The organism is Flammeovirgaceae bacterium SG7u.111 (genome assembly GCA_034044135.1).
Classification (GTDB): Bacteria; Bacteroidota; Bacteroidia; order Cytophagales; family Flammeovirgaceae.
The window spans coordinates 1,654,007-1,674,790 of sequence record CP139021.1; the positions used below are offsets into that span (position 1 = coordinate 1,654,007).

Genomic DNA, 20,784 nt, shown 5'->3' on the forward strand with positions numbered 1-20,784 from the left:
TGTCGTAATTTAGCCATCGAAACTTTACTCTGATCATGACAATGAACGAACATCCTTTAAACCAATACAAACATAATATTGATGCTTTTGGGAAAGAAGCCGATCGCTATCGGAAGAAATACAACTTCTGGTCGGTGCTGCGCGCTTCATTTTTTTTGGCGGGGCTGGTTGCACTTATCTACTATGCTAGCGAAAGGGATGCTTCCATTTTTTTCGGCTTGTTGGGAGTTGGGATCGTTGTGTTCGCTCTTATGGTTCGCAAGCATCAGCAAATTTCATTTCAGCGGAAATACTTTGAAAACTTGGTGAAAGTTAACGAGGATGAGTGCAAGCGCTTGGACGGAAGGCTGCGGGAACTGGAGAATACGGGCGAAGAGTATATTGATAGAAAACATGCGTATAGCATTGATTTGGACATCTTTGGGAGTAGCTCCCTTTTCCAGCTGATTTGCCGAACGGTTACTGCGTCGGGGCATAAGAAGTTGGCTGATTGGCTGCTTAGCAAAGCGAATGCTTCGGAGATAAAAGACCGGCAGGAGGCTACTTTAGAACTGAAAAATAAGCTTGAGTTTAGGCAAGAATTTCAGGCAAATGGTATGTTCACCAGCCCAGGTTTTGCAGAGATAAAGTTGCTTAGCGACTGGATTGGCAAACCTAGCCGTATCATCAATAAGCCTATTTTGGTGGCAGCGGGTTATATTTTGCCCCTAGTAATGTTGGTTGCGCTTATCGCCTATTTTTCATTTGACTTGCCCAATATTGTAATTGCTGCTCCTGTGCTTGCCAACTTGGTGGTACTTGGATTGGTAGCAAAGCCGGTCACCATCCTGATCGTAGAAACAGGGAAAAGCGCAAACATTCTTAAGACCTTGGAAAGGCTGATTACCCTTATAGAAAGTCAGGAGTTTCTTTCGCCCAAGCTTTTGGCAATCCAACAAAAACTTACCGATAGAAATGTGAAGGCTTCTGTTTCAATAAAAAAGCTAAGTCGAACTTTAAACTTTTTAGAAGCGAGGCAAAACGTTTTTTTCTATGGAAGTGCCAACCTGTTTTTTTTAGCTGAAGTGATTGGGGCTATCCGTTTGGAAAGGTGGGAGCAAAGGCATCGGGAAGATCTGGTAGGCTGGCTTGATGCCCTCGCCGAATACGATGCCCTCAATAGCCTTGCTGCTATGACCTATTCTTACCCTGACTACAGTTTTCCTACTATTAGCGAATCTCCTTATGTATTCAAGGCCAAAGAATTGGGGCATCCGCTCATAGGAGAAGAACGAGTGACCAATAATTTTGAGCTAAGCGGCCATGGCAAAACTGTAATTATCACAGGCTCAAATATGTCGGGGAAAAGTACTTTTTTGAGGACCTTGGGAATCAATGCGGTACTGGCATTTGCTGGAGCACCCGTTTGTGCTAAGCAGGTAGAAATTTCCCTGTTTCAAGTATTTACCAGCATGCGTATTCAAGATTCGCTGGAAGAGCATACTTCTGCTTTCTACGCCGAACTAAAGCGGATAAAGCTACTTCTCGATGTCATTAATGGCAACGAGGAAGTTTTCTATTTACTGGACGAGGTGCTGAAAGGAACAAACTCAAAAGATAGGCACAATGGTGTTCGGGCGGTGATTAGCCAGTTGGTGGAGAAACCTTGCTTTGGGCTGCTTTCTACCCACGACCTGGAGCTAAGCCAACTTGCAGAGGAGTATCCAGAGCAGATCAGTAATTTTAGTTTCAATAGTTCCATTGAAAACAATAAGCTTCATTTTGATCACAAACTCACCCCAGGGCTTTGCCATAGTTTCAGTGCGAGTAAGTTGATGGAAGGCTTGGGGATTATTTTGGGGGAGAGTGAAACTGATAAAAAGTAGGATTAAGCTAGTGAAATGAGCATCAAGAAGTAGTTTAGCGATTAGGAAAAAGAACTTACAACCCGTTATTATTCACATTCACTACCCATGGACTTAGATTGGTATTACTATTTTTTTATGCTGTTGGCAGGAGTATTAGCTGGAGCTATTAATACACTTGCCGGGAGCGGCTCGGTTATCACGCTGTCCATCCTCATTTTTGCTGGTTTGCCCGCCGATATTGCCAACGGGACCAACCGGATTGGTACTTCTGTTCAGAGTATGATCAGTGGGTACAATTTCTACAAAGGTAAGCAATTCACCATTACAGGTAGTTTGCATTATACCATTCCTGCCTTGCTTGGGGCTATTGTCGGTGCTATGGTGGTGGTGGATATCAACGAGAAATGGTTGGAGTACATCATTGGGATCATGATGATGGGGATGCTGTTGCTCATCATTTTCAAGCCGCACAAAAAGATACGCAACGAAAGCAATGAAGCTGGCAACAAATGGGTTACATGGCTGATTTTTGCCGCCATCGGTTTTTACGGAGGCTTTATTCAAGCTGGAATTGGTATTTTCTTGATGATGGGCCTGAGCTACCTTACAAAGCTAAGCATGGTGCAGTCCAATGCGGTGAAAGTATTTACCGTGGCACTTTTCTCTCTTCCCGTACTTTGCATATTTATTTACAACGACCAAGTAAACTGGGAGCTAGGAATTTGGTTGGCAGTGGGGCAAGCCATTGGGTCTTATTCGGCGAGCAAATTTGCCCTCAACAATCCTAATGCGGTTACTTGGATGCGGAAAGTACTGATTGTGATGATAGTAGTTTCTATCATCCGTATGTTCGGAGTTTGGGAATGGGTAGTTGGTTGGGTTTAAAAAGAAAAAGGTGCTTTACTGTAAAGCACCTTTTTTGTAATGAAAAGCCGCAAGATGGCACGCTATCTTTCATTATTAAATATACGCGTACCTACATCTTCTCCATGCACAATATCAATGATGACGTTTTCACGCTTACCATTGGCTATGTAGGTAGTAATATTTTTAGCAGCTGCTTTTTTCGCAACACTAATTTTTGATTCCATTCCTCCTCTTCCTTCGCCTTCTTTTTTATTCGAAGACTGGACAAATTGCTCTACATCTTGAGTGGTGGAAACAGTACTGATCACTTTCGAGTTTTCATCGTCAGGGTGACCATCGTAAATACCATCGGTATCCGTTAAAATGATTAAGGAATTTGCATTTACAAGTTCGGCTACCAAGCTGGCCAGTTCGTCATTATCGCTAAACATGGACATCGACAGCGAAACAGCATCATCCTCATTCGCAATGGGAATGATCCCTTGGTTGATAAGCCCTTCGTAGCAGTTGATCATGTTATCTCTGTGCTTGCCTGGGGCAAAATCACGTTTGGTAGCTAGAATCTGGGCGCATATCATACCATAATCATGGAATAAGGTATAGTAATGCCTCATCATTCGGGGTTGTCCTACAGCAGAATAAACCTGTCTGCGAATGGTATTGTCTTCGATAGTGTTCGTTCCGCTAAGTATTTCTTTACCAGCTATAACCGATCCAGAAGATATCAATATACACATGATATTTTCTTCATAAAGCTGTGCTATTTGATCGACTAATTTTTTTAGAATAGGTACTACAATGCGGTTGTCCCTGTTGGTCATCACATTGGTTCCTACTTTTATTACAACTCTTTTTTGATATTGCTTTTCAACTTGCATATCTAATTTTATTATTTTCCTAGTTCTACTGCTCTATTAAAGGCTGCGAATGCAGCTTCTATAATTAATCTATTCACGTTGTTACTTTCCATTGAATCTAAAGCGGCTCTTGTAGTTCCACCTTTAGAAGCCACCCTGTCCATCCATGTTTGTGGAGAGAGGTCATTTTGATTAAACAGCTCGACAGCCCCCTCAAAAGTTTGGCAGACCAAGGTTTTTGATTCGAGATCCGAAAACCCCATTTCTTTTGCAGCATCCATCATAGATTGCATAAAGTAGAATACATAAGCAGGACCGCTTCCAGATATACCTGTTGAAGCATCCACCTCTTTTTCGGTACCTACCCTTACTGATTTTCCTGTTGTATTTAGCAAGTTTTCTACGGTGGAAAGCTCCAAGCGAGATACTTCGGCTGAAGCAGTGAACGAGGTGAGTCCTTTGCCAACCAGTGCTGGCAGGTTGGGCATAGCCCTTACCACTTTGGTAATGCCTAGTCCATTTTTTATTGTTTGGATAGTCGTTCCCGCCATAATGGAAATTACCAGTTGGTCGGGAGTCATTAAGTGTTTTATATTGTTAAATAACTCCTCGCTATGGAATGGTTTTACCGCCACAAAGATAATGTCCGCTTTAGGAACGCAGTCTTCAAGGTTCGAGTAAACATCAAAGCGGCTTTCTTTTTTCAGTTCCTGAATCTTGTCAGGATCTGTGTCCGCTATCATTAAACTACTACCCGTTAAAAAGTCCGATGTTAACAATCCTTTGGCGTATGCTAGCCCCATGTTGCCAGCACCAATAACTAATACCTTCATTTTGATTTTAAAAGTTTAAGGTTTGATTTTTTTCTTGTATGAAAAAAAGTTCGCTGAACTAGAGTTGTATCTAAAAAAAGTCTAGTCTAACAAGCGAGTATTGTCGCAAAAATAAAGAAGTAGTAGGGAAAATCCTATTTTGTGATTTTTCGCTCTAGCAATCTGAGTTTGTTTTACAAAATGTTTTTGGCTTAGTGTAGACTCTGGTAAATGTACATATATGGGTAGTGAGACTACAATACAGCTAAGAGCCCGATGCTTTTAGTCCCTATAGGTTTTTCAAAGAAAAAAAGTATGAAAATTATTTTTGAGCAGCCATAAAACACCTATAATTCTCCTGCTAGAGAGAGTTCGTGAACGAGAGTTTGACATGTGAAATTATGTCCCTGCGAAAAGGCGTGTGTGTAGTGTTTTTCTGCGATGTCAGCTTTTCCTCATCAGAAGTGCTTTAGAGCCAATTTCAAGTGATTATTATTTTTTTTAAACCAGAGATTGCTGTTAAAAGTTAACTAGATATACTATTTATTTCACCTATGTATAGGTGCTGTTTCGAAACAACAATTATTTTGATAGGTGATTACGCTCAAACGGGTCGATTTGAGATTAACATTTAAACATTGAACATGATGAAAGAAAGCTATCCGTTTGATACGGATGAAATTAACCAGCTAATGCGAGAGAGGAGGTCGGTGTTTCCCGATCAGTTTAGCGGAGAAATTATTCCTCAAGAAATTATTGAACAGTTATTAGAAAATGCTAATTGGGCACCAACCCATGGGCTTACCGAGCCTTGGCGTTTTTTTGTGTTTTCGGGAGAAGGGCTGAAAAAACTTGGGGAGTTTCAGTCTGACTTGTACAAAAAACTGAGCGGGGATGATTTTGATGAGAAGAAATACGAGAAATTGCGGTACAAACCATTGAAGGCCTCCCACGTGATTGCAATAGCTATGGAACGACAAGAATCTGGGAAAATTCCTGAAATTGAAGAGATTGAGGCTGTAGCTTGTGCCGTTCAGAATATTTATCTTTCCGCAACGGCTTATGGGCTTGGCGGATACTGGGGCAGTGGTGGCATTACTTACAAAGAGGAGGCAAAAGGCTTTTTTGGATTGGGAGAGAATGATAAGCTGCTGGGTTTCTTTTATTTGGGAATTCCAACTAAAAAAGCTGGTGGAGGAAAACGCAAGCCTATAGCCGAAAAGATGACGTGGATTAGCTGACAAAGATTGATATATGTCCGTGTTGACATATGAAAGAGTGTCAATATGTCTGCTGGAACTTTTTTAGCAGTAAAATTGATATATGTAAGTGCAATGTAAAACACCGAAGAAAATAGTTCTTACATTTGTACTAAAAGTACACTAAGTGTTAGTGTGTACAAATAACTTTACATTGATAACCAGTTTTTTACAAAGAAATAGGTGGTCTTTGTACAAGCAAGGTTAGTTTATATTTTATCAATACAATAAATAATTAATCAGACAATGGGAAAAGCGATTCAAGTTACGGATGAAAACTTTGAAGAATTAGTATTAAAATCTGATCAGCCAGTATTGGTTGATTTCTGGGCAACTTGGTGTGGACCTTGTATTATGATGGCGCCAGTAGTAGAAGAATTGGCTACAGAGTATGATGGAAAGGCGGTAATAGCAAAACTAGATGTAGATGCAAACCCTCAAGCTGCTGCTCAATTTGGCATAAGAAGTATTCCTACTATGATGTTCTTCAAAGGTGGTGAAGTTGTTGACAAGGTAATTGGAGCGACCTCAAAAGGAGATCTTTCTGGAAGGATCGAGAGCTTGGCATAGTTGCCGCATCATCCTATTCTTTAGGTATAAAAAAGCCGCTGGGAAACCAGCGGCTTTTTTGTGTAAATGCCCTAGGTTTACCTTGAAAAAAACGCTTTTCGAATTGTATGTGATGTTTATGTTTAATGATGGTTAAGAAGTTTAATATCGCTGTTTTCATGCGTTATATAAGGTAATTCGCACATATTGCTTACTTATGATATTTAGAGAAATTTGGAATTGGGTAGGAGACCTTGGGTTGGACTATGCAAAGAATAAAAATGATTTGCGTAAGATCCAGTTGATGAACAGGGTGTACTTTACAGCTGCATTAATATCCCTGATAGCCAGTTGTCTTGATTTTGCCACGGGGTATTTTTTTTCTGGGTTGGCCGTAGTTGCAATCGCTTTATTTATAATGTCAGGTCTATGTCTGAATAAAGCTGGATATTATAAGTTTTCTTTCGATGTGATTTCATGGATTATCTGCGCTCTTATTTTTTACCTAGATGGTAGTTTAGGTGGAAAGGCTGGAGGATACTTCTACTTTTTACCTGTAGTTTTGGCGACTGCGTTTATGAGTGATTTTGAAAGCGCATGGATTTTCTTTCAAAAAATATCTGCCCCTGCTTTTTTCCTATCCATTTCGCTTTTTACTGGTCATGATTTGTTTATTGATAACAGCTTGCTTTTCCCCCAAGGATTGAGCGAAGATCATGTCTTTGTTTTTTATGTCTCCAATTTTCTACTAAGCCTTATAGCATTTTTACTATTCCTCTATCAGATTATACATACTAACATTAAGAATCAAAAAATGCTGGCTTTTTCGGAAGCTAAGTTACGTGCCATACTCAATAACAACGATATGGCAATGGCAATGGTAGGGCTTTCTGGTGATGTCCTTGAATATAATACTGAGTTTATTTCTATTTTTCAAAACCCTGAGTTAGTAAAGATCGATTATCTTTTGACAGAAGACCCTCAGAAGGAGATATGGTTGTTGTGCATTGAAAATGCCAAGAAAGGCGAGAAAGGAAAGTTTTTTTATGAGAAGAATGTAAATGGGGCAAGAAATACTTACCGAGTATATTGTTATCCAGTATTTGAAGATGATAAAGTTACAGGCGTAACTATATTTTTGAGAGATATAACCAAGAATTTCGAAATTGAAAAAGAGATTAAGAGAAAGAGTCAGACACTTAATGGGATTTTGGAAAATGTGCCCGTTGTGGTATTTAGGCTAAATCCTGAAGGGTTGTTGGCGGAACTAGAAGGTAGTGGGCTAAAGCGTTTGTTGGGTGATGACGGTGACCCGGCAACCTTTATGCAAAGAACTAATATGGGACTAGAGTCTGCACTATTTGTAAAAGAGTTTAAGAGATATATGATAGATGCTCAAAATGGAAAATCTGGTTTTTTTGTCTCAAAAGGTAGTACGAATGGAGAATGCTGGTTTTATAACATTCATATTTTCCCCGACTCGGTTCGTACTGGTGGGGTCATCGGGTTTGCTTTTGATGTGACCGAACAAGTCATTAGTAAAAAGCAAATTCAGGCTACAAATGAGCAGTTGGAGCTGGTGTTGAAATCAAGTGATGAAGGTTTTTGGGATTGGAATGTATCGACTAATGAAATTTATTTTTCTCCAAGGTGGAAGGAAATGTTTGGGTACAAGGATGTTGACCTTGGCAAGAACATAGATATTTTTGAGAAGGTCTTGGGGAAAGAAGTTAAAGATGGTTTTTTTAGCGAGCTCTTAGGGTTTGTAGAAGGATCTACTTCAAGATTTAGGCAAGTGTTAAAAGCCCGGCATAGAGAGGGGCATATTGTTTATATTGAATCTAATGCAATCCTTAAAAATGATAAAGAAGGAAATTTAATACGAATTGTAGGTTCTAGTAAAGACATTTCTGACCTGAAAATAAAAGAAGAAGTGCTGAGTCAACAAAATGAAAAACTATTAAAGTTGAACAATGAGTTAGATAGTTTTGTGTACAGCACTTCTCACGATTTACGAGCTCCTTTAGCATCTATTTTGGGCTTGGTTAATATTTCGAAGTATGAAACAGAACTGAATGTTATTAAAGACTACCTGCTGCTGACGGAAAAGTCCATAAAAAAACTTGATGGTTTTATAGGGGATATTTTAGATTATTCAAGAAATAATAGGCTACAACTCGCTAAAGATGATATCGACTTTAATCTTTTGATAGATGAAGTATTTGATCAATATGTTTTTAGTGGAAACGATGAAAAAATACAAATAGAGATTGATGTGCATCAGCACCATAGGTTTGTGACCGATCGGCGTAGGCTAAGTACAGTAATTAAAAACTTGGTTTCGAATGCAATTAAATATGCCGATACTAATAAACCCGAAAGCCTTTTGAAAATTGCCGTAGTTGTAGAAAAAGAAGAGTCTAGGATAGTGGTAAGTGATAATGGTCAAGGAATTGACCAGTCGCATCTTGAAAAGATTTTTGAAATGTTTTACAAAGCCAATGAATATAATTCAGGTTCTGGCTTAGGGTTATATATTGTAAATGAAACTACCCGTAAATTAGGAGGGCTTGTTGAAGTGGAATCGGAGCTAGGCAAAGGATCAACGTTTACTCTTATCGTGCCTAATCTGAAAAAAGAAGAAAGCCCACAAGTGGCATAAGAAATAAGAGTGTTTTAATATGAAAACTTGAATTTTAAACACCCTCTAAACAATTTTAAAACATAAAAAGGACTGGTTTTATAACCAGTCCTTTTTATGTTAACTCCATCCAAATCAAATTCCTGCCGTTGGTGGTATTTTAGGGTTGCATTTTTAAAGTAGTGATGTCAATAGGGTGAAAAGGCTTTAATTCTTTTTGAAAACCTCATTTTGTTTAGCGTTAAACTTTAAGACCTATGTTGATCAATTACCTAAAAGTAGCTATTAGGAACTTACTGAAACACAAATTTTATTCATTCCTCAATATTTTCGGGCTAGCCATTGGGCTTTCCATTTGCCTGCTGATTTTTGTTTACGTAGCCAGCGAGACCAGTGTAGATAAGTTTCACGATAGGGTAGAGGATATCTACAGGGTGAACTTGATGGGGAAAATAAACGGGCAAGAAATAGAAGTGGGAGTGACCTGCCCTCCCATGGCAGCAACGCTTAAAAGAGAATTTCCCGGTGTTGAAGATGTAACAAGGATGTATAGATGGTCGGATGTTGTGATCCGCCAAGGGGAACATGTTTTTACAGAGGAAAAACTGGTGTTGGCAGATAGTAACTTTTTCGAATTCTTTAGTTTTCAACTGCTGGAAGGGAATAAAGAAAAAGTATTAAATGAACCGAATACGGTCGTTCTTTCCACTTCCTATGCTCAGAAGTATTTTGGAAATGAAGATCCAATTGGCAAGATATTGACTGTGGGAAATGATAATACAGCCTGTAAAGTAACTGGAATAATGGCTGACCCACCGGTCAATACAAGGTTTAGGGCAAAGATGTTACTCTCGATGGAAACGATGGAGTATAGCCGAAATACTGAATGGCTTTCTAACAATTTCTGGACTTATTTCAGAAAAGCAAATAAGGCGAATGTTGCCGATATAGAATCTCAGCTAGATGAACTTGTATTCAAATATGTAGGGCCTGAAATAGAACAGTTCATGGGAGTTACTGTGAAGCAAATGAGGGAACAGGGTGGTAATTATGGCTACTTTGTAGAGCCACTAGGAGATATTTATTTGCATTCGACAGTCGCAGAGCAAATTGGACAAAATGGTGATATTAAGTATATCTATATTTTTGTGGCTATTGCCATCTTCATTTTGTTGCTTGCTTGTATTAATTTCATGAACTTGGCAACAGCCCGGTCGGCAAAGAGAGGAAAAGAGGTGGGGATCCGTAAAGTATTGGGCGCATTTAAGCGTAGATTGGTTGGTCAGTTTTTGGCTGAGTCTGTGCTTTATAGCTTGCTTTCTATGGTTGTGGCTTTTTTGCTTGCAGCAGTGACACTTCCCTTTTTCAATCAGCTTGCAGGAAAGGAAATACCTTTTGAAGCTTTGCTAAATATACAATTGATACTTGGCTTCCTCGCAATTACCTTGCTAACTGGGATTGTGTCAGGAGCGTATCCTGCCTTTTATCTCACTTCCTTCCAACCGTCTCAAACCTTGAAAGGAACGATGAAAGCTGGGGTAAGAAGTGGCATAATGCGCAATAGCTTAGTTGTTTTCCAATTTGTGATCTCCATTGGGCTGATCGTTTGTACCACCATTGTATTCAAGCAATTGGAGTATGTGAGAAACAAGAACCTAGGTTTCGATAGGGAAAATGTGCTGGTGATAGAAAATGCAAGAAGGTTAGGGAACAACAAGGCTGCTTTCATGGAAGAACTAAAAAAGCAAACGAGTATAAACAGTGTAGGCGTAGCGAATGATACCCCGCCAGATATTCGTAATACTACGGTATTTAAAGATAGGCTTACTGAGTCAGATCACCTCATTGCCCAGTTTTATGTGAATTGGGATTTTATACCAACTATGAATATGGAGATAGTAGCTGGTCGGAATTTCTCTCGCGATTTCCCATCCGATTCTACTGCAGTAATCCTCAACGAGGCTGCAGTAAAAGAGTTTGGCTTAACCGACCCTATTGGCGATGAAGTACTTTCACCAGATGATGACGGCATTCAGCACCTTAAGGTAGTAGGCGTGGTGAAGGATTTCAATTTTGAAAGCCTGAAAGATAAAGTGCGACCTATTGCCATTCTTTTTGCCAAATGGCCCAATAGGATAGTGGTCAGGTTAAACCCGGGGGATGTGGCCGCCAATGTAGAGATGATTGAAGAGAAGTGGAAACAAATGGCTTCCAACGAACCGTTCGATTATTCTTTTTTGGATGACGATTTCGATGCCCTTTTTAAAGCAGAACAGCGCTTGAGCCAAGTATTTACCACACTGACTACACTAGCTATATTGATAGCTTGTCTTGGTTTGTTCGGTTTAGCCGCCTTTACCGCCGAACAGCGGGTAAAAGAAATAGGGATAAGAAAAGTATTGGGGGCTTCAGTTGCGAGTTTGGTTGTGTTGCTCACCAAAGAATTTACCATACTGGTACTGATTGCTTTCAGTATAAGCATTCCTATAGCTTATTTTACAATGGACAAATGGTTGGAGGATTTTGCCTATAGAATAGAAATAGGGGTAATGGAATTTGTGTTGGCAGGAGTAATATCGTTGGTGGTTGCTTGGCTTACGGTGAGTTATCAATCAATTAAAGCCGCATATTCTAATCCTATAAAGTCGCTCAGGAGTGAATAGTTTTAATTGTTCTGAAAAGAGCCGTTTATGATAATTTACGAAGCTGCTTTTCGAAAGAAGAGTAGCTTTTTCTATATTGGTAATTCCTTATCCACACCACCAGCATCTTAACCCACAACCTTTTCAGGAAGTTGTTCAAGTTGAGATGTCTCTTCCTCAAACTATTTTATTATTCTAATCTAACTATGAAAAAGTACCTACTTGTAATTGCATTTCTTTCTTCATTTTTTCAACTATTGGCTCAACAAGAGCGCCCTTTTGAGTTAGGGATAAAAATTGGTGTGATGGCTCGTGGTGAGCAAAATGCCATTACCGATGTAGCAGGAGTAAAAGTCGGGCATGTTACTCTTCACCAAGGCGATAGCGTGAATACGGGTGTGACGGCAATCCTTCCTTATAGCGGAAATATTTTCCAACAGAAAGTACCTGCGGCTATTTACCTTGGTAACGGGTTTGGGAAGTTGGCAGGTTATAGCCAAGTAGAAGAGTTGGGGAATATCGAAACCCCGATAATATTGACAAATACACTCAGTGTGCCCAAAGCTTCCAATGGATTGATTGATTATACTTTTTCATTTGCTGAGAACGATAATGTGCGCTCGGTGAACCCTGTGGTGGGTGAAACAAATGATGGTTATCTCAATGATATAAGGGGGAGACATGTGACAGAAGAACATGTGTTGGATGCTATCAAAAATGCGAAAGGAGGGAAGATAGAAGAAGGAAACGTGGGAGCAGGCACGGGTACCATGTGCTTCGGGTTTAAAGGAGGAATAGGAACGGCTTCACGCAAGCTTCCTGACGACCTTGGTGGTTATACGGTTGGGGTGCTTGTTCAAACAAATTTTGGTGGAGTATTGGAGATAAATGGTGTGCCTATTGGCGAGGAATTGGGTAAATATTATTTCAGCAGAATATTGGAGCAAACTCCCGATGGTTCTTGTATGATGGTAGTGGCCACGGATGCCCCGCTCGATGCTAGGAACTTGAAAAGGCTGGCTAAAAGGGCGATGCTTGGCTTGGGGAAAACAGGTGGGATCGCTTCGAATGGAAGTGGGGATTATGTAATTGCTTTTTCTACCAATGAAAATTTACGCATGCCTTACTCATCGGAAAAAAGTACTTATGAAGCCACATTGCTTAGAAATGAGGAGATGTCTCCTTTGTTTTTAGGAGCTATAGAAGCAACGGAAGAAGCTATTATCAATTCACTTTTTGTTGCTAAGTCGGTTACGGGTAGAGATGGGCACAAAGCAGAGGAGTTGCCTGTTGAAAAAGTGCTCGAATTAATGAACAAATATAACAGATTGGAAAAGTAGGATACTAAGAAATTGGTTTTTACAAGACAAGAATGCTTGAATTATTTTTCGTTCAACCATTCTATTGCCTCCTCTGTTGACCTAAAGAACTTAAGGGGAAGGTCAAATTTTTTGGATCTGACCAAGATGTGGTTCAAATAGTATTCTTTGAAAATATTGCCATCAAATACTACGGCAGCTTTCTGCAAGCCTCTTTCTATTGCACTTGGAAGAGCTACTTCTTCAAACCAAGTTCTATCCCTTGGTCCTATGATCACTTGCCGGCGGATGTCGGACATGAAGTTACCTTTATCAATAATATCGGCATACTTTAATGCTGATAGAAAGGTCTCTTTGTATTGTTCGCTATTGACTTTCCCTTTCCAGATGATCTGTAAAAGCTTCATCTCTGGAATGAAAATAATATCTGCTGCTTCGGTATCCTTTAGTACCTTTTTGCTGTATTTGAGTACATGTTCCATTTGTTGGTTTTTATTTTTTATTTCAAACGAAATGTTAACAAATGGATTTTGTAGAAGTGTATAAAGGAGACTTATTGTTCTATAATAACATTGAGAATGTCAGAGGTGGCATTTCCTAAAACATCGGTTACGGTGATTGTAATAGCTATTTTTTGACCTATTTTGAAATTACTTAATGCTTCTATGTACTTTCTTTCATTGCCATTCCCCACTTTGTAATAGATTTCGTCAACCCCAGTTTTGGCATCAACAGCGGAGAGGTAGATAATCCCATGTGGGGGTATGGCGTAGTGTATTTCTCCATCTATTTCTTTTTGAATTGCCGCAGTACTAAAGTTGAAAATCAGCTCTGGAGGTGTGTTATCGACAAAAAAGCTTATAGTATCGGAAGATTGATTCCCCACTTGGTCGGTAGCCAAAAAAACTATTTGGTGAAAGCCCTCTTCTTTTACCTTAATAGGGCTTTCATAGGATGTTTGTACTCCCTTGTCGAGCAAGAAAGAGGACTTTTTCACGCCCGATGCTTTGTCTTCTACATTAAGTATTAGCTCTGTATTCTCTTTTATGAATAATGTATCTCTAGAGTTAAATGTTTTTCCTGCAAAGCGAGGGCTTAGTACGGGTGGTTGATCATCGAAAAAAATGCCTAGTTTTTCACTATTGGCTTTACTCGTGTTGCCTACTTTGTCGGTGGCGTAGTAGCTTATTTGGTGTGCTCCTGAAAGCTGAGCAAGCTCGAACATTTCTGTATATGTACTCGCCTTTCCACCATCTATGCTGTAAAAAATGCTATCTACCCCAGCATGATTATCTACAGCATTTAGCTTGATTTTAGCTCCGGGAGCTGCGTAAAGCTGATTGCCCAAGAACTTTTTCCCTACTACTTTATAGACTACATAAGGAGGGATTTTGTCAAGGTAAAAGTCATAGGTTTTTTGTATTTCCCTGTTTTTTACCTTGTCGGTAGAAGAATAATGTAATTGGTGCTGGCCATCGGGAAATGAAGTTAATGACAAGAGGTTTGTATAGGTTTTGGAGGCATTTTCATTGAAAGCATATTGAATTGATTTTATGCCTGCTCCATCGTCCGTAGCATTTAGCGATATTTTTGCATTTGGCGAGAATGTGTTTTCCAAGTGAATTCCCTCTGGAGAATAAAAAGTTGAAGGAGGTAGCGTATCCACAAAAAAATGAATATCCTTAAGTTGTTCCACATTTCCTACCCTATCTGCAGCGTAGAAAAGCACTTGGTGCTCTCCGTGGGAAGAAAGCAAAATGCTATCGGAATACTCGAAATAAGATTGCCAGTCTATTCGATAAAAGATGCCTTTCAACCCTGCTAGATTATCGGTAGAAGAAAGGGCAAGTTTTAGGCCCTTTCCAAAAAAGGTCAACGTATCGGTTTTGAAAGAGGGTGCGCCAGTAAATACATGTGTAGTGATGGGGGCTTCTCCATCTACTCCGATAAAAAAACGACCTTCGGTAGCATTTTTTCCCAAAGCAGCAGGGTAGAGATCTAAGTAATATTTTCCCGATTTTTGAAATCTAATCCCTTCTTTCTCTGCCTGTTGATTTTGTAGAGTATATCTGCTGCTATCTTCCCCTGCTATAAGCGCAAGGATGTTGATAGGAAGGGCTTGGTTAATGTATAAGTTGTTTAGTGAATCGGTAAAAGGGGTTTTTTGATGGCTCTCTGGGCTTTGGCAAACGGCCGCTAGAGGAAAAAAAGCCATTATTAAAAAATAGAACACTATGGTAGTAGTCTTTGGATTCATAAGATCAACATTACCAAATAGTTAAAAATGGAGCTCATATCAGGCAATGTGTTTTATATCGATAATCTAAATTTTTCTATTGTAAGAAACAACGCTTTATTCTAAAGATATTTTCTTGTTGTGAAGCTATTTGGTAGCAGAAAAACTGGTTGTTATTACTCAGTTATTGCCCAACTTCTATGCTTTTTTTTCCGCAGATGTATTTTTCATCTCCATTGTCGGCTAACCCTCTTACCATTAGCGTTACGGTATACTTTCCAGGCTTATCGTATTGATGATTGGAAATGATATTGCAGCCATAGTTTCCATCCCCAAAATCCCAATAAAAATCTACCGCTTCGTAGTCATTGCTTACAAAAGAATCTGATCCGTCGAAATAATAAGGAAATCCTCGGCTAGAGCTACCGGGTTTTTCAGCTTTGATCTTTATTACTTGGTCTACATCTATGCGGTATCGGTTGGTATCGGCAAAGCTAATACCCTCGTACGACTGGACAGAAACTAGCATTACCTCATAGGTTCCGTAAGAATCGTAGCAGTGTTCTACAAACCTTCCACCAGAAGTTTCCCCATCTCCGAAATACCATTTGTGTATGACTTTAATATCGCTTCCCGAGCCATCTTCATCTATGTTGAACTCATAGCAAAAACCACTTCCTACCTGCTCAAGGCAAGTGACATCGGTCAGTTCTTGGAATATGACAGGCGCCATACAAGGCTGATCCTCTCTGGTATTTACGAACCCTGTGGTAGGCAAAAAAAGAGGAGCCAACCAATGCAAAAAATATAGAAACGTAGGTATAACGGTCATAGGCTTTTGCAATCAATTCACTCGGTAGTAATAGTTGGTTCCTTCGGCCTGCTTATATTTTTTAGCCAAAAGAGGCATTTTATCAAATAGTTCTTCCGCTACATTGGCTTCGTCCACTATTACCTCTGGAGGTTCTGCTTCAAGGTGATCAAAGATACTCAACAAAATAGAATACCTGTTCATCTGATCAAAATGCTTTAGTGATAGCTTCCAGTTGAGGTACGGGCTTGTAGAGGTGTTGTTCAAATAATAAGATGTATTATTTCCAAGTACTAATACTTTTTTCCCCTCGTCAAAACCCTCTACTTTTTGGGTGGTAAGGCGGGCATAAGAGACGAAGTCTAAGTCTGGAATTATATTTTGAATATTGTTGTAACAGAAAAAAATCAGCAAGACTGGCAGCAAGATGAATTGTATCTCGGCGACTAGTCTTTTCTTTATCAATAAAAAATAATGGGTGAGAAAAAAAGCAAATGCTGGTGCGAATACAATTAGTTGGAAAGGTGCAACAACAGGATTAAGGAGCAAGGAAACGGCACAAGTGATAATCCAGAGTACCATAACTTGTTGGCAGTTTACCTGAAAGTTTACAAACCCTCTTTCGGTGAACGTCTTGAATGCGCCGAACAGCATAATAGCTGCTGGAAGCAAGGTAAGAGCTATCATATCTTGCCAAGAAATATATACCACCCGGATAGTGAAATAGGAAATGATATATTGTTCAACAAAATCGTTTACCGCACCTCTATAGAACAAGAAGGTAAAGAAAATGATAAATACGAAAAGAAATCCATACACCACCATGAGCAGGAAGCGCGCCGAAGAAGTTCGGTACATGGCGAATACAACCAGCGTTAGGAACAAGAATAAAAAGCTAGGTGCATAAAATAGCGTAGCAATGGCTAAATACAGGCCTGTTTTGAAAATTTCTTGTGAAAGGGTCTCTTCATCTAAAAGGAACAAATTTCGGAGTACCAAAAGCAAAAAGCTCATGGAGAGAAGCACTGGAGAAAGTGTCCAGAAATCGAAGCTTATAGAGATGAAGAGCATGTATAAAAATGCAGGGATATAAGTGTTTTCGTTAAATACCCTGGCCCTAACCAGAAATCGGTTGAATGTAAATGCTTGGGAAATGCCTATGAGCATTGCAATTGACTGATAAGCCAGTTGTGACTTTCCAAACAAACTATCCACCAACCAATAGACTGCAGCTGTTAGGGGCCCGGTATTGTCCCATACATCCGAATACATGCTCACGCTCCAACCAAGTTGCTCGCCTAGCAACATCCAGTTGAGCTCAGGCAGCGTGAGTGAAGTGCCTGAGAGTATCATCGGAAGGCGGATCATCAGCATGATGAGGAAAACGCCAATTACCCGAAAAGGATCGTTGATGCGGAAAAAACTTAGCAATTTGTTTCTTGTGTTTTGTTATTTCGACTTAGACTAGTCCTGTTCTTCTTCGTCTTCATTAGTTTCGGGTGGGATTTCTAGCCCTTCAAAAAGTTTGTTCACTTCTTCCACCACGTCTTCGGTATTGTCAATAAAAAATAGAAGATCGGGAATTACCCTAGCTTGATGCCTAATTCTATTGCCCAATTGCTTCCGCAAGTAGCTTTTCTTTTCGTTTACCAAGTTCAGTAAACCTTCCTTATCTTCTACCATCAAAAAGCTAAGGTAGATCTTGGCAATGCTGAGGTCGGGAGTGATGTTTACTTGAGTAACCGTAATAAACGCTCCCCCAAACATATCTCTGCTTGCCTGTTGCATGATCTCGCCTAGGTCTTTTTGTATAAGCCTTGAAAATTTCTTTTGTCTCTTCGAATCCATTGTTTCACTTTTTCAATACTTCTGCAAAGGAACTGATTTATCTACAAAATACAGTATGCTCTGATATTTTTCCTCAGAGCATGTATAAATTTTACCTGTTTCGTTCCAAACACCCATTTACGAAACCTCACAGAAGCGTCTGCCCGGTTCAAAATAAAATTTCTCACTGTGCCGACACTCGGCCTAAATTTTACACATGCTCTAATTAAACAAGTCAGAAAGGTCTGGGTCATCCGATAAATTAGGGTCCCCTTCTTCAGGTCTGCCAAAGTCATCCATGGCTTCTTGTTCCGATGCCCCTTCCAAAAAGGCATCGAAATTAAGGTCGTCTATAAGCGTAAGCATATAATAAAGGTCATTATAAAAGCTTTTTAAGTATCCCAGCCTGTTCAGTGGTTGGAACATCTTTATCTTAAAAATTTCCCTATCAAGGTTTACTGCTACATAGAGCTTATTGCCAATAATAGAAATATACACTTTTGCCTTGGAATAACGCTTTAACTTCAGCATTTTTTGCATAAAGGGTTCGGTTAAGATCAACTCGCCCTCCAAGAGGTCATCTGCATATACCACGAAGTTTTCCCTAAAATCAATATTATCGGGGCGCACATACTTGCCTCGGTAAAAGTTATGCTTTTGGATGAGCGTACCTGCATGGCCCATGTTTTTATACAATTTGTTTTGCATAATATAGACATCGCCTTTGAGGGTGAAGGGAATGTCTGCCACTACAAAAAATCCATCAAACATCTTTTTGATTTTTCCTTTTTTGCTCGGGTCTTTTCCTTTTATTTCCGAGGCCACGTGCAATTCGGAAAATGAAACAGGAATACCGTCCACCATGCCTTCTATAAAATCGTCTCCATAATAGATGTCAGGACGCAGCAAAAATAGTTTACTGGCTTGGAAATCGTCGTAGGGCACATAGTCCTCAGGGCTGTAGGTAAGAGAAGGATCTACAAACTCGATAAGTCCGCGTACTACAGTATCCTTGAAGTTGGCAGGAATATCGTGGTCGAAATAATATTTCTTATATATAATGATAATTACAGGGGTAGCCAAGGCGATCACTATCAATATGGCCCAGTTGGGCATATATCCTAAGTACGCTATTGACCAACTTACGGTGATAATGGATACAAGAATCCCCCCAAGCCAATTTTTTCGACTTTTCATCTGGAGCCTCCGTTCCTCTAGCCCTTCAAGCTGCTCGCCCATGGAGTCGGCAAGATGTTGGCGAAATTCTTCAAACGATTTCATTCAAGTTTTTCTCTAGTTTTTTGATGACTACTGTTTCCTGCGCAATAGTCCAGTAAGTTGCCAAAATTTATTTCCAAACAAAAGGAATTGCAAATTTTAGCGGGGCAATTTCCGGTGCGCAGATGAAAACTTTGGCACAGATTTGTTACTTGAAAAAATACTTGCCATTTTCCCTGTTCGGTTTGTCTATAAAGAGGATTGTTTAGGATAATAGAAAAGAAAATTAGGATATGGGGATGGAATAGGTCTTTTGCCCAATAAGCAACTCTATAAAAATTTAATCAATCCCGATAGCTATCGGAGTACGCAAATGTTTAACTAACAGAATAAATGAAAGCTTTACTATTATTACTTAGCTTATTTGGTTTTGGAACAGCTCTAGCTCAAGGCAACCTAGTTTTTGAAATCACCGAGCACAACTTTGGGGAGGTTAGGGAAGGAGAGCTAGCCGAAAAGGTTTTTAAATTTATAAATACGGGAGATATACCAGTGGTAATTAAAGACGTATGGGCTTCTTGCGGTTGTACCACGCCCGAATGGCCTAAAGAACCTATTCTGCCTGGCGATTCTTCTGAAATAGCCGTCGTATTTAATAGTACTGGAAGACCAGGTACTTTCTATAAGACTATAAGTATTGCCTCCAATGCTCTTGAGCCAATTTCAAAACTGATAATTCGAGGTCAGGTCATAAGGCCTACAGATCCGGCAAAACCGCAGGGAGGGAACAATTCAGCATCGCTTGAGCTAGGTGAAAAGTCTTATAACTTTGGAAAAATCCAAGTTGGGGATAAGTTGGTGAGGAATGTTTTTGTGAAAAACACTTCTGAAAGGTCGGTATTTATAGAAGGCTTGCAAAGCGAATGCAAGTGTGTAAGAATAAAAGGAGGAGGCAAATTTATAAAAGCCCAAGAGGAGGTAGAAATCGAGTTGATATTTACCCCAAGGTCCATTGTGGTAACACCTATATTGATCAACTTCCAAACAAACCGTTCTGGTGCAATTACTTACGAGCTGAAAGGTGAAGTAGTGAAAAGTTTAATAGAAAAGAGTACAGTAAGGGAGTCTGAGTTATATGATTTTTAAGATTGGTCTCTTAGAACTTACTTTAAGAAATAAGTTTTTGAAGAAGAATAACGGCTGATAAAAAGCATCGGAGTGTCAGAGAATTGTTGATTTGTCACTTTTCTGATGCTTTTTTTATTTTTTTCAAAAACTCATTACATCTTTTTACTTGATAAGTGAAATAATTTCAATCTATCCTTGGATTTTGGAGTATAGAAGTTTTTCTTTGAATTGCAGTTTTTTAGTACTGTTTTTTTTGTTTTTTTGTTTAATTGAATGGTTCTTGTTTTAATATAAAGAATAAAATATGGAAATGGTGTTATAGGGGAACAAGCTGAAATGTTTAAATGAAATAGAATGCTTTGTGTATTTTGTGATAAATACAGATAAAAATTACACTTGAAATGTATTGCTCAACTAACAACAGTAAAGGACAAGATTAGTAGGCATATTTGTAGTGTTAGGATTTAGGAAAATAAATAAAACAACACTACTATGGATACTCTACTAATTATAATTTGCATAATGGCTGGTTCTTTCGCCTTCTCAACTTTGCTTTATCTTTATTTCGCTTACACTTCTAAGCCAAATCCTGAAGAAGAAGTTGAATTCATCAAAACTGCGACTGCCATTAAATTTGGTGCTGAAGACAGAATGAAAATGAAAGTAGCAATTGCTGAAAAAGTAGCATAAGCTCAAAAAAGATAAGGCTAGTACAAAGATTACTCTTTAAGTGCAATACATTATTATCAAAAAACCTATCGAGATTGTATA

17 protein-coding genes are annotated in these 20,784 nt (G+C 39.3%); 9 read left to right on the forward strand and 8 right to left on the reverse strand.

What is annotated here, in order from left to right; translation table 11 throughout:
- Positions 1 to 35: 35 nt before the first annotated feature.
- Positions 36 to 1,865, forward strand: coding sequence for a hypothetical protein (locus tag R9C00_06530; protein WPO37098.1), 1,830 nt, complete (start codon positions 36 to 38; stop codon positions 1,863 to 1,865).
- An 87-nt stretch (positions 1,866 to 1,952) separates the two neighbouring features.
- Positions 1,953 to 2,732: a sulfite exporter TauE/SafE family protein gene (locus tag R9C00_06535; GenBank protein ID WPO37099.1), complete on the forward strand. Its 780-nt coding sequence runs from the start codon at positions 1,953 to 1,955 to the stop codon at positions 2,730 to 2,732.
- A gap of 62 nt (positions 2,733 to 2,794) precedes the next feature.
- Here the strand turns inward: R9C00_06535 and proB are convergent, their stop codons facing one another.
- Positions 2,795 to 3,592, reverse strand: coding sequence for a glutamate 5-kinase (proB, locus tag R9C00_06540; GenBank protein ID WPO37100.1), 798 nt, complete (start codon positions 3,590 to 3,592; stop codon positions 2,795 to 2,797).
- An 11-nt stretch (positions 3,593 to 3,603) separates the two neighbouring features.
- Positions 3,604 to 4,404, reverse strand: coding sequence for a pyrroline-5-carboxylate reductase (gene proC, locus R9C00_06545; protein ID WPO37101.1), 801 nt, complete (start codon positions 4,402 to 4,404; stop codon positions 3,604 to 3,606).
- Between the two features lie 626 nt (positions 4,405 to 5,030).
- Between proC and R9C00_06550 the strand changes: the two genes are divergently transcribed.
- The 5 genes from R9C00_06550 to R9C00_06570 all read left to right on the forward strand — a co-directional run bounded on the left by R9C00_06550 (position 5,031) and on the right by R9C00_06570 (position 12,814).
- On the forward strand, positions 5,031 to 5,624 hold the full coding sequence (locus R9C00_06550) for a nitroreductase (protein ID WPO38764.1): 594 nt from the start codon (positions 5,031 to 5,033) through the stop codon (positions 5,622 to 5,624).
- A gap of 264 nt (positions 5,625 to 5,888) precedes the next feature.
- Positions 5,889 to 6,212, forward strand: coding sequence for a thioredoxin (trxA, locus tag R9C00_06555; protein WPO37102.1), 324 nt, complete (start codon positions 5,889 to 5,891; stop codon positions 6,210 to 6,212).
- A 196-nt stretch (positions 6,213 to 6,408) separates the two neighbouring features.
- The gene (locus tag R9C00_06560) at positions 6,409 to 8,853 is read left to right on the forward strand and encodes an ATP-binding protein (protein WPO37103.1); all 2,445 of its coding nucleotides are present in this window, start codon (positions 6,409 to 6,411) and stop codon (positions 8,851 to 8,853) included.
- Positions 8,854 to 9,089: 236 nt separating this feature from the next.
- A complete protein-coding gene (locus R9C00_06565; GenBank protein WPO37104.1) occupies positions 9,090 to 11,495 on the forward strand; it encodes an ABC transporter permease in 2,406 nt (801 codons plus the stop codon).
- A 185-nt stretch (positions 11,496 to 11,680) separates the two neighbouring features.
- Positions 11,681 to 12,814: a P1 family peptidase gene (locus tag R9C00_06570; protein ID WPO37105.1), complete on the forward strand. Its 1,134-nt coding sequence runs from the start codon at positions 11,681 to 11,683 to the stop codon at positions 12,812 to 12,814.
- A 41-nt stretch (positions 12,815 to 12,855) separates the two neighbouring features.
- On the opposite strand, the gene R9C00_06575 is transcribed toward R9C00_06570, so the two are convergent.
- From R9C00_06575 to R9C00_06600, 6 genes are all read right to left on the reverse strand, one after another.
- Positions 12,856 to 13,275, reverse strand: coding sequence for an STAS/SEC14 domain-containing protein (locus R9C00_06575; GenBank protein ID WPO37106.1), 420 nt, complete (start codon positions 13,273 to 13,275; stop codon positions 12,856 to 12,858).
- A gap of 71 nt (positions 13,276 to 13,346) precedes the next feature.
- Positions 13,347 to 15,008: a hypothetical protein gene (locus R9C00_06580; GenBank protein WPO37107.1), complete on the reverse strand. Its 1,662-nt coding sequence runs from the start codon at positions 15,006 to 15,008 to the stop codon at positions 13,347 to 13,349.
- Positions 15,009 to 15,213: 205 nt separating this feature from the next.
- Complete coding sequence (locus R9C00_06585) at positions 15,214 to 15,762, reverse strand: PKD domain-containing protein (GenBank protein WPO37108.1); 549 nt, start codon at positions 15,760 to 15,762, stop codon at positions 15,214 to 15,216.
- A gap of 111 nt (positions 15,763 to 15,873) precedes the next feature.
- Positions 15,874 to 17,271, reverse strand: a complete 1,398-nt coding sequence (locus R9C00_06590) for a hypothetical protein (GenBank protein WPO37109.1) — start codon at positions 17,269 to 17,271, stop codon at positions 15,874 to 15,876.
- A gap of 33 nt (positions 17,272 to 17,304) precedes the next feature.
- Positions 17,305 to 17,688 carry a 30S ribosome-binding factor RbfA gene (gene rbfA / locus R9C00_06595; GenBank protein WPO37110.1) on the reverse strand — a complete coding sequence of 128 codons (384 nt, stop codon included), beginning with the start codon at positions 17,686 to 17,688 and terminating at the stop codon, positions 17,305 to 17,307.
- 201 nt (positions 17,689 to 17,889) lie between these two features.
- Complete coding sequence (locus R9C00_06600) at positions 17,890 to 18,948, reverse strand: DUF3137 domain-containing protein (GenBank protein WPO37111.1); 1,059 nt, start codon at positions 18,946 to 18,948, stop codon at positions 17,890 to 17,892.
- A 330-nt stretch (positions 18,949 to 19,278) separates the two neighbouring features.
- On the opposite strand from R9C00_06600, the gene R9C00_06605 reads away from it, so the two are divergent.
- Both R9C00_06605 and R9C00_06610 read left to right on the forward strand, forming a co-directional pair.
- Complete coding sequence (locus tag R9C00_06605; protein WPO37112.1) at positions 19,279 to 20,031, forward strand: DUF1573 domain-containing protein; 753 nt, start codon at positions 19,279 to 19,281, stop codon at positions 20,029 to 20,031.
- 474 nt (positions 20,032 to 20,505) lie between these two features.
- A complete protein-coding gene (locus R9C00_06610; GenBank protein WPO37113.1) occupies positions 20,506 to 20,703 on the forward strand; it encodes a hypothetical protein in 198 nt (65 codons plus the stop codon).
- The last annotated feature ends 81 nt before the right edge of the window (positions 20,704 to 20,784 follow it).

Coding starts and splice junctions, on each gene's coding strand:
- R9C00_06530 (WPO37098.1), top strand. CDS start 36: ATGACAATGAACGAACATCCTTTAAACCAATACAAACATAATATTGAT.
- R9C00_06565 (WPO37104.1), top strand. CDS start 9,090: ATGTTGATCAATTACCTAAAAGTAGCTATTAGGAACTTACTGAAACAC.
- R9C00_06600 (WPO37111.1), bottom strand. CDS start 18,948: ATGAAATCGTTTGAAGAATTTCGCCAACATCTTGCCGACTCCATGGGC.
- R9C00_06610 (WPO37113.1), top strand. CDS start 20,506: ATGGATACTCTACTAATTATAATTTGCATAATGGCTGGTTCTTTCGCC.
- R9C00_06550 (WPO38764.1), top strand. CDS start 5,031: ATGAAAGAAAGCTATCCGTTTGATACGGATGAAATTAACCAGCTAATG.
- R9C00_06605 (WPO37112.1), top strand. CDS start 19,279: ATGAAAGCTTTACTATTATTACTTAGCTTATTTGGTTTTGGAACAGCT.
- trxA (WPO37102.1), top strand. CDS start 5,889: ATGGGAAAAGCGATTCAAGTTACGGATGAAAACTTTGAAGAATTAGTA.
- rbfA (WPO37110.1), bottom strand. CDS start 17,688: ATGGATTCGAAGAGACAAAAGAAATTTTCAAGGCTTATACAAAAAGAC.
- R9C00_06580 (WPO37107.1), bottom strand. CDS start 15,008: ATGGCTTTTTTTCCTCTAGCGGCCGTTTGCCAAAGCCCAGAGAGCCAT.
- R9C00_06570 (WPO37105.1), top strand. CDS start 11,681: ATGAAAAAGTACCTACTTGTAATTGCATTTCTTTCTTCATTTTTTCAA.
- R9C00_06575 (WPO37106.1), bottom strand. CDS start 13,275: ATGGAACATGTACTCAAATACAGCAAAAAGGTACTAAAGGATACCGAA.
- proB (WPO37100.1), bottom strand. CDS start 3,592: ATGCAAGTTGAAAAGCAATATCAAAAAAGAGTTGTAATAAAAGTAGGA.
- R9C00_06535 (WPO37099.1), top strand. CDS start 1,953: ATGGACTTAGATTGGTATTACTATTTTTTTATGCTGTTGGCAGGAGTA.
- R9C00_06560 (WPO37103.1), top strand. CDS start 6,409: ATGATATTTAGAGAAATTTGGAATTGGGTAGGAGACCTTGGGTTGGAC.
- R9C00_06585 (WPO37108.1), bottom strand. CDS start 15,762: ATGGCGCCTGTCATATTCCAAGAACTGACCGATGTCACTTGCCTTGAG.
- proC (WPO37101.1), bottom strand. CDS start 4,404: ATGAAGGTATTAGTTATTGGTGCTGGCAACATGGGGCTAGCATACGCC.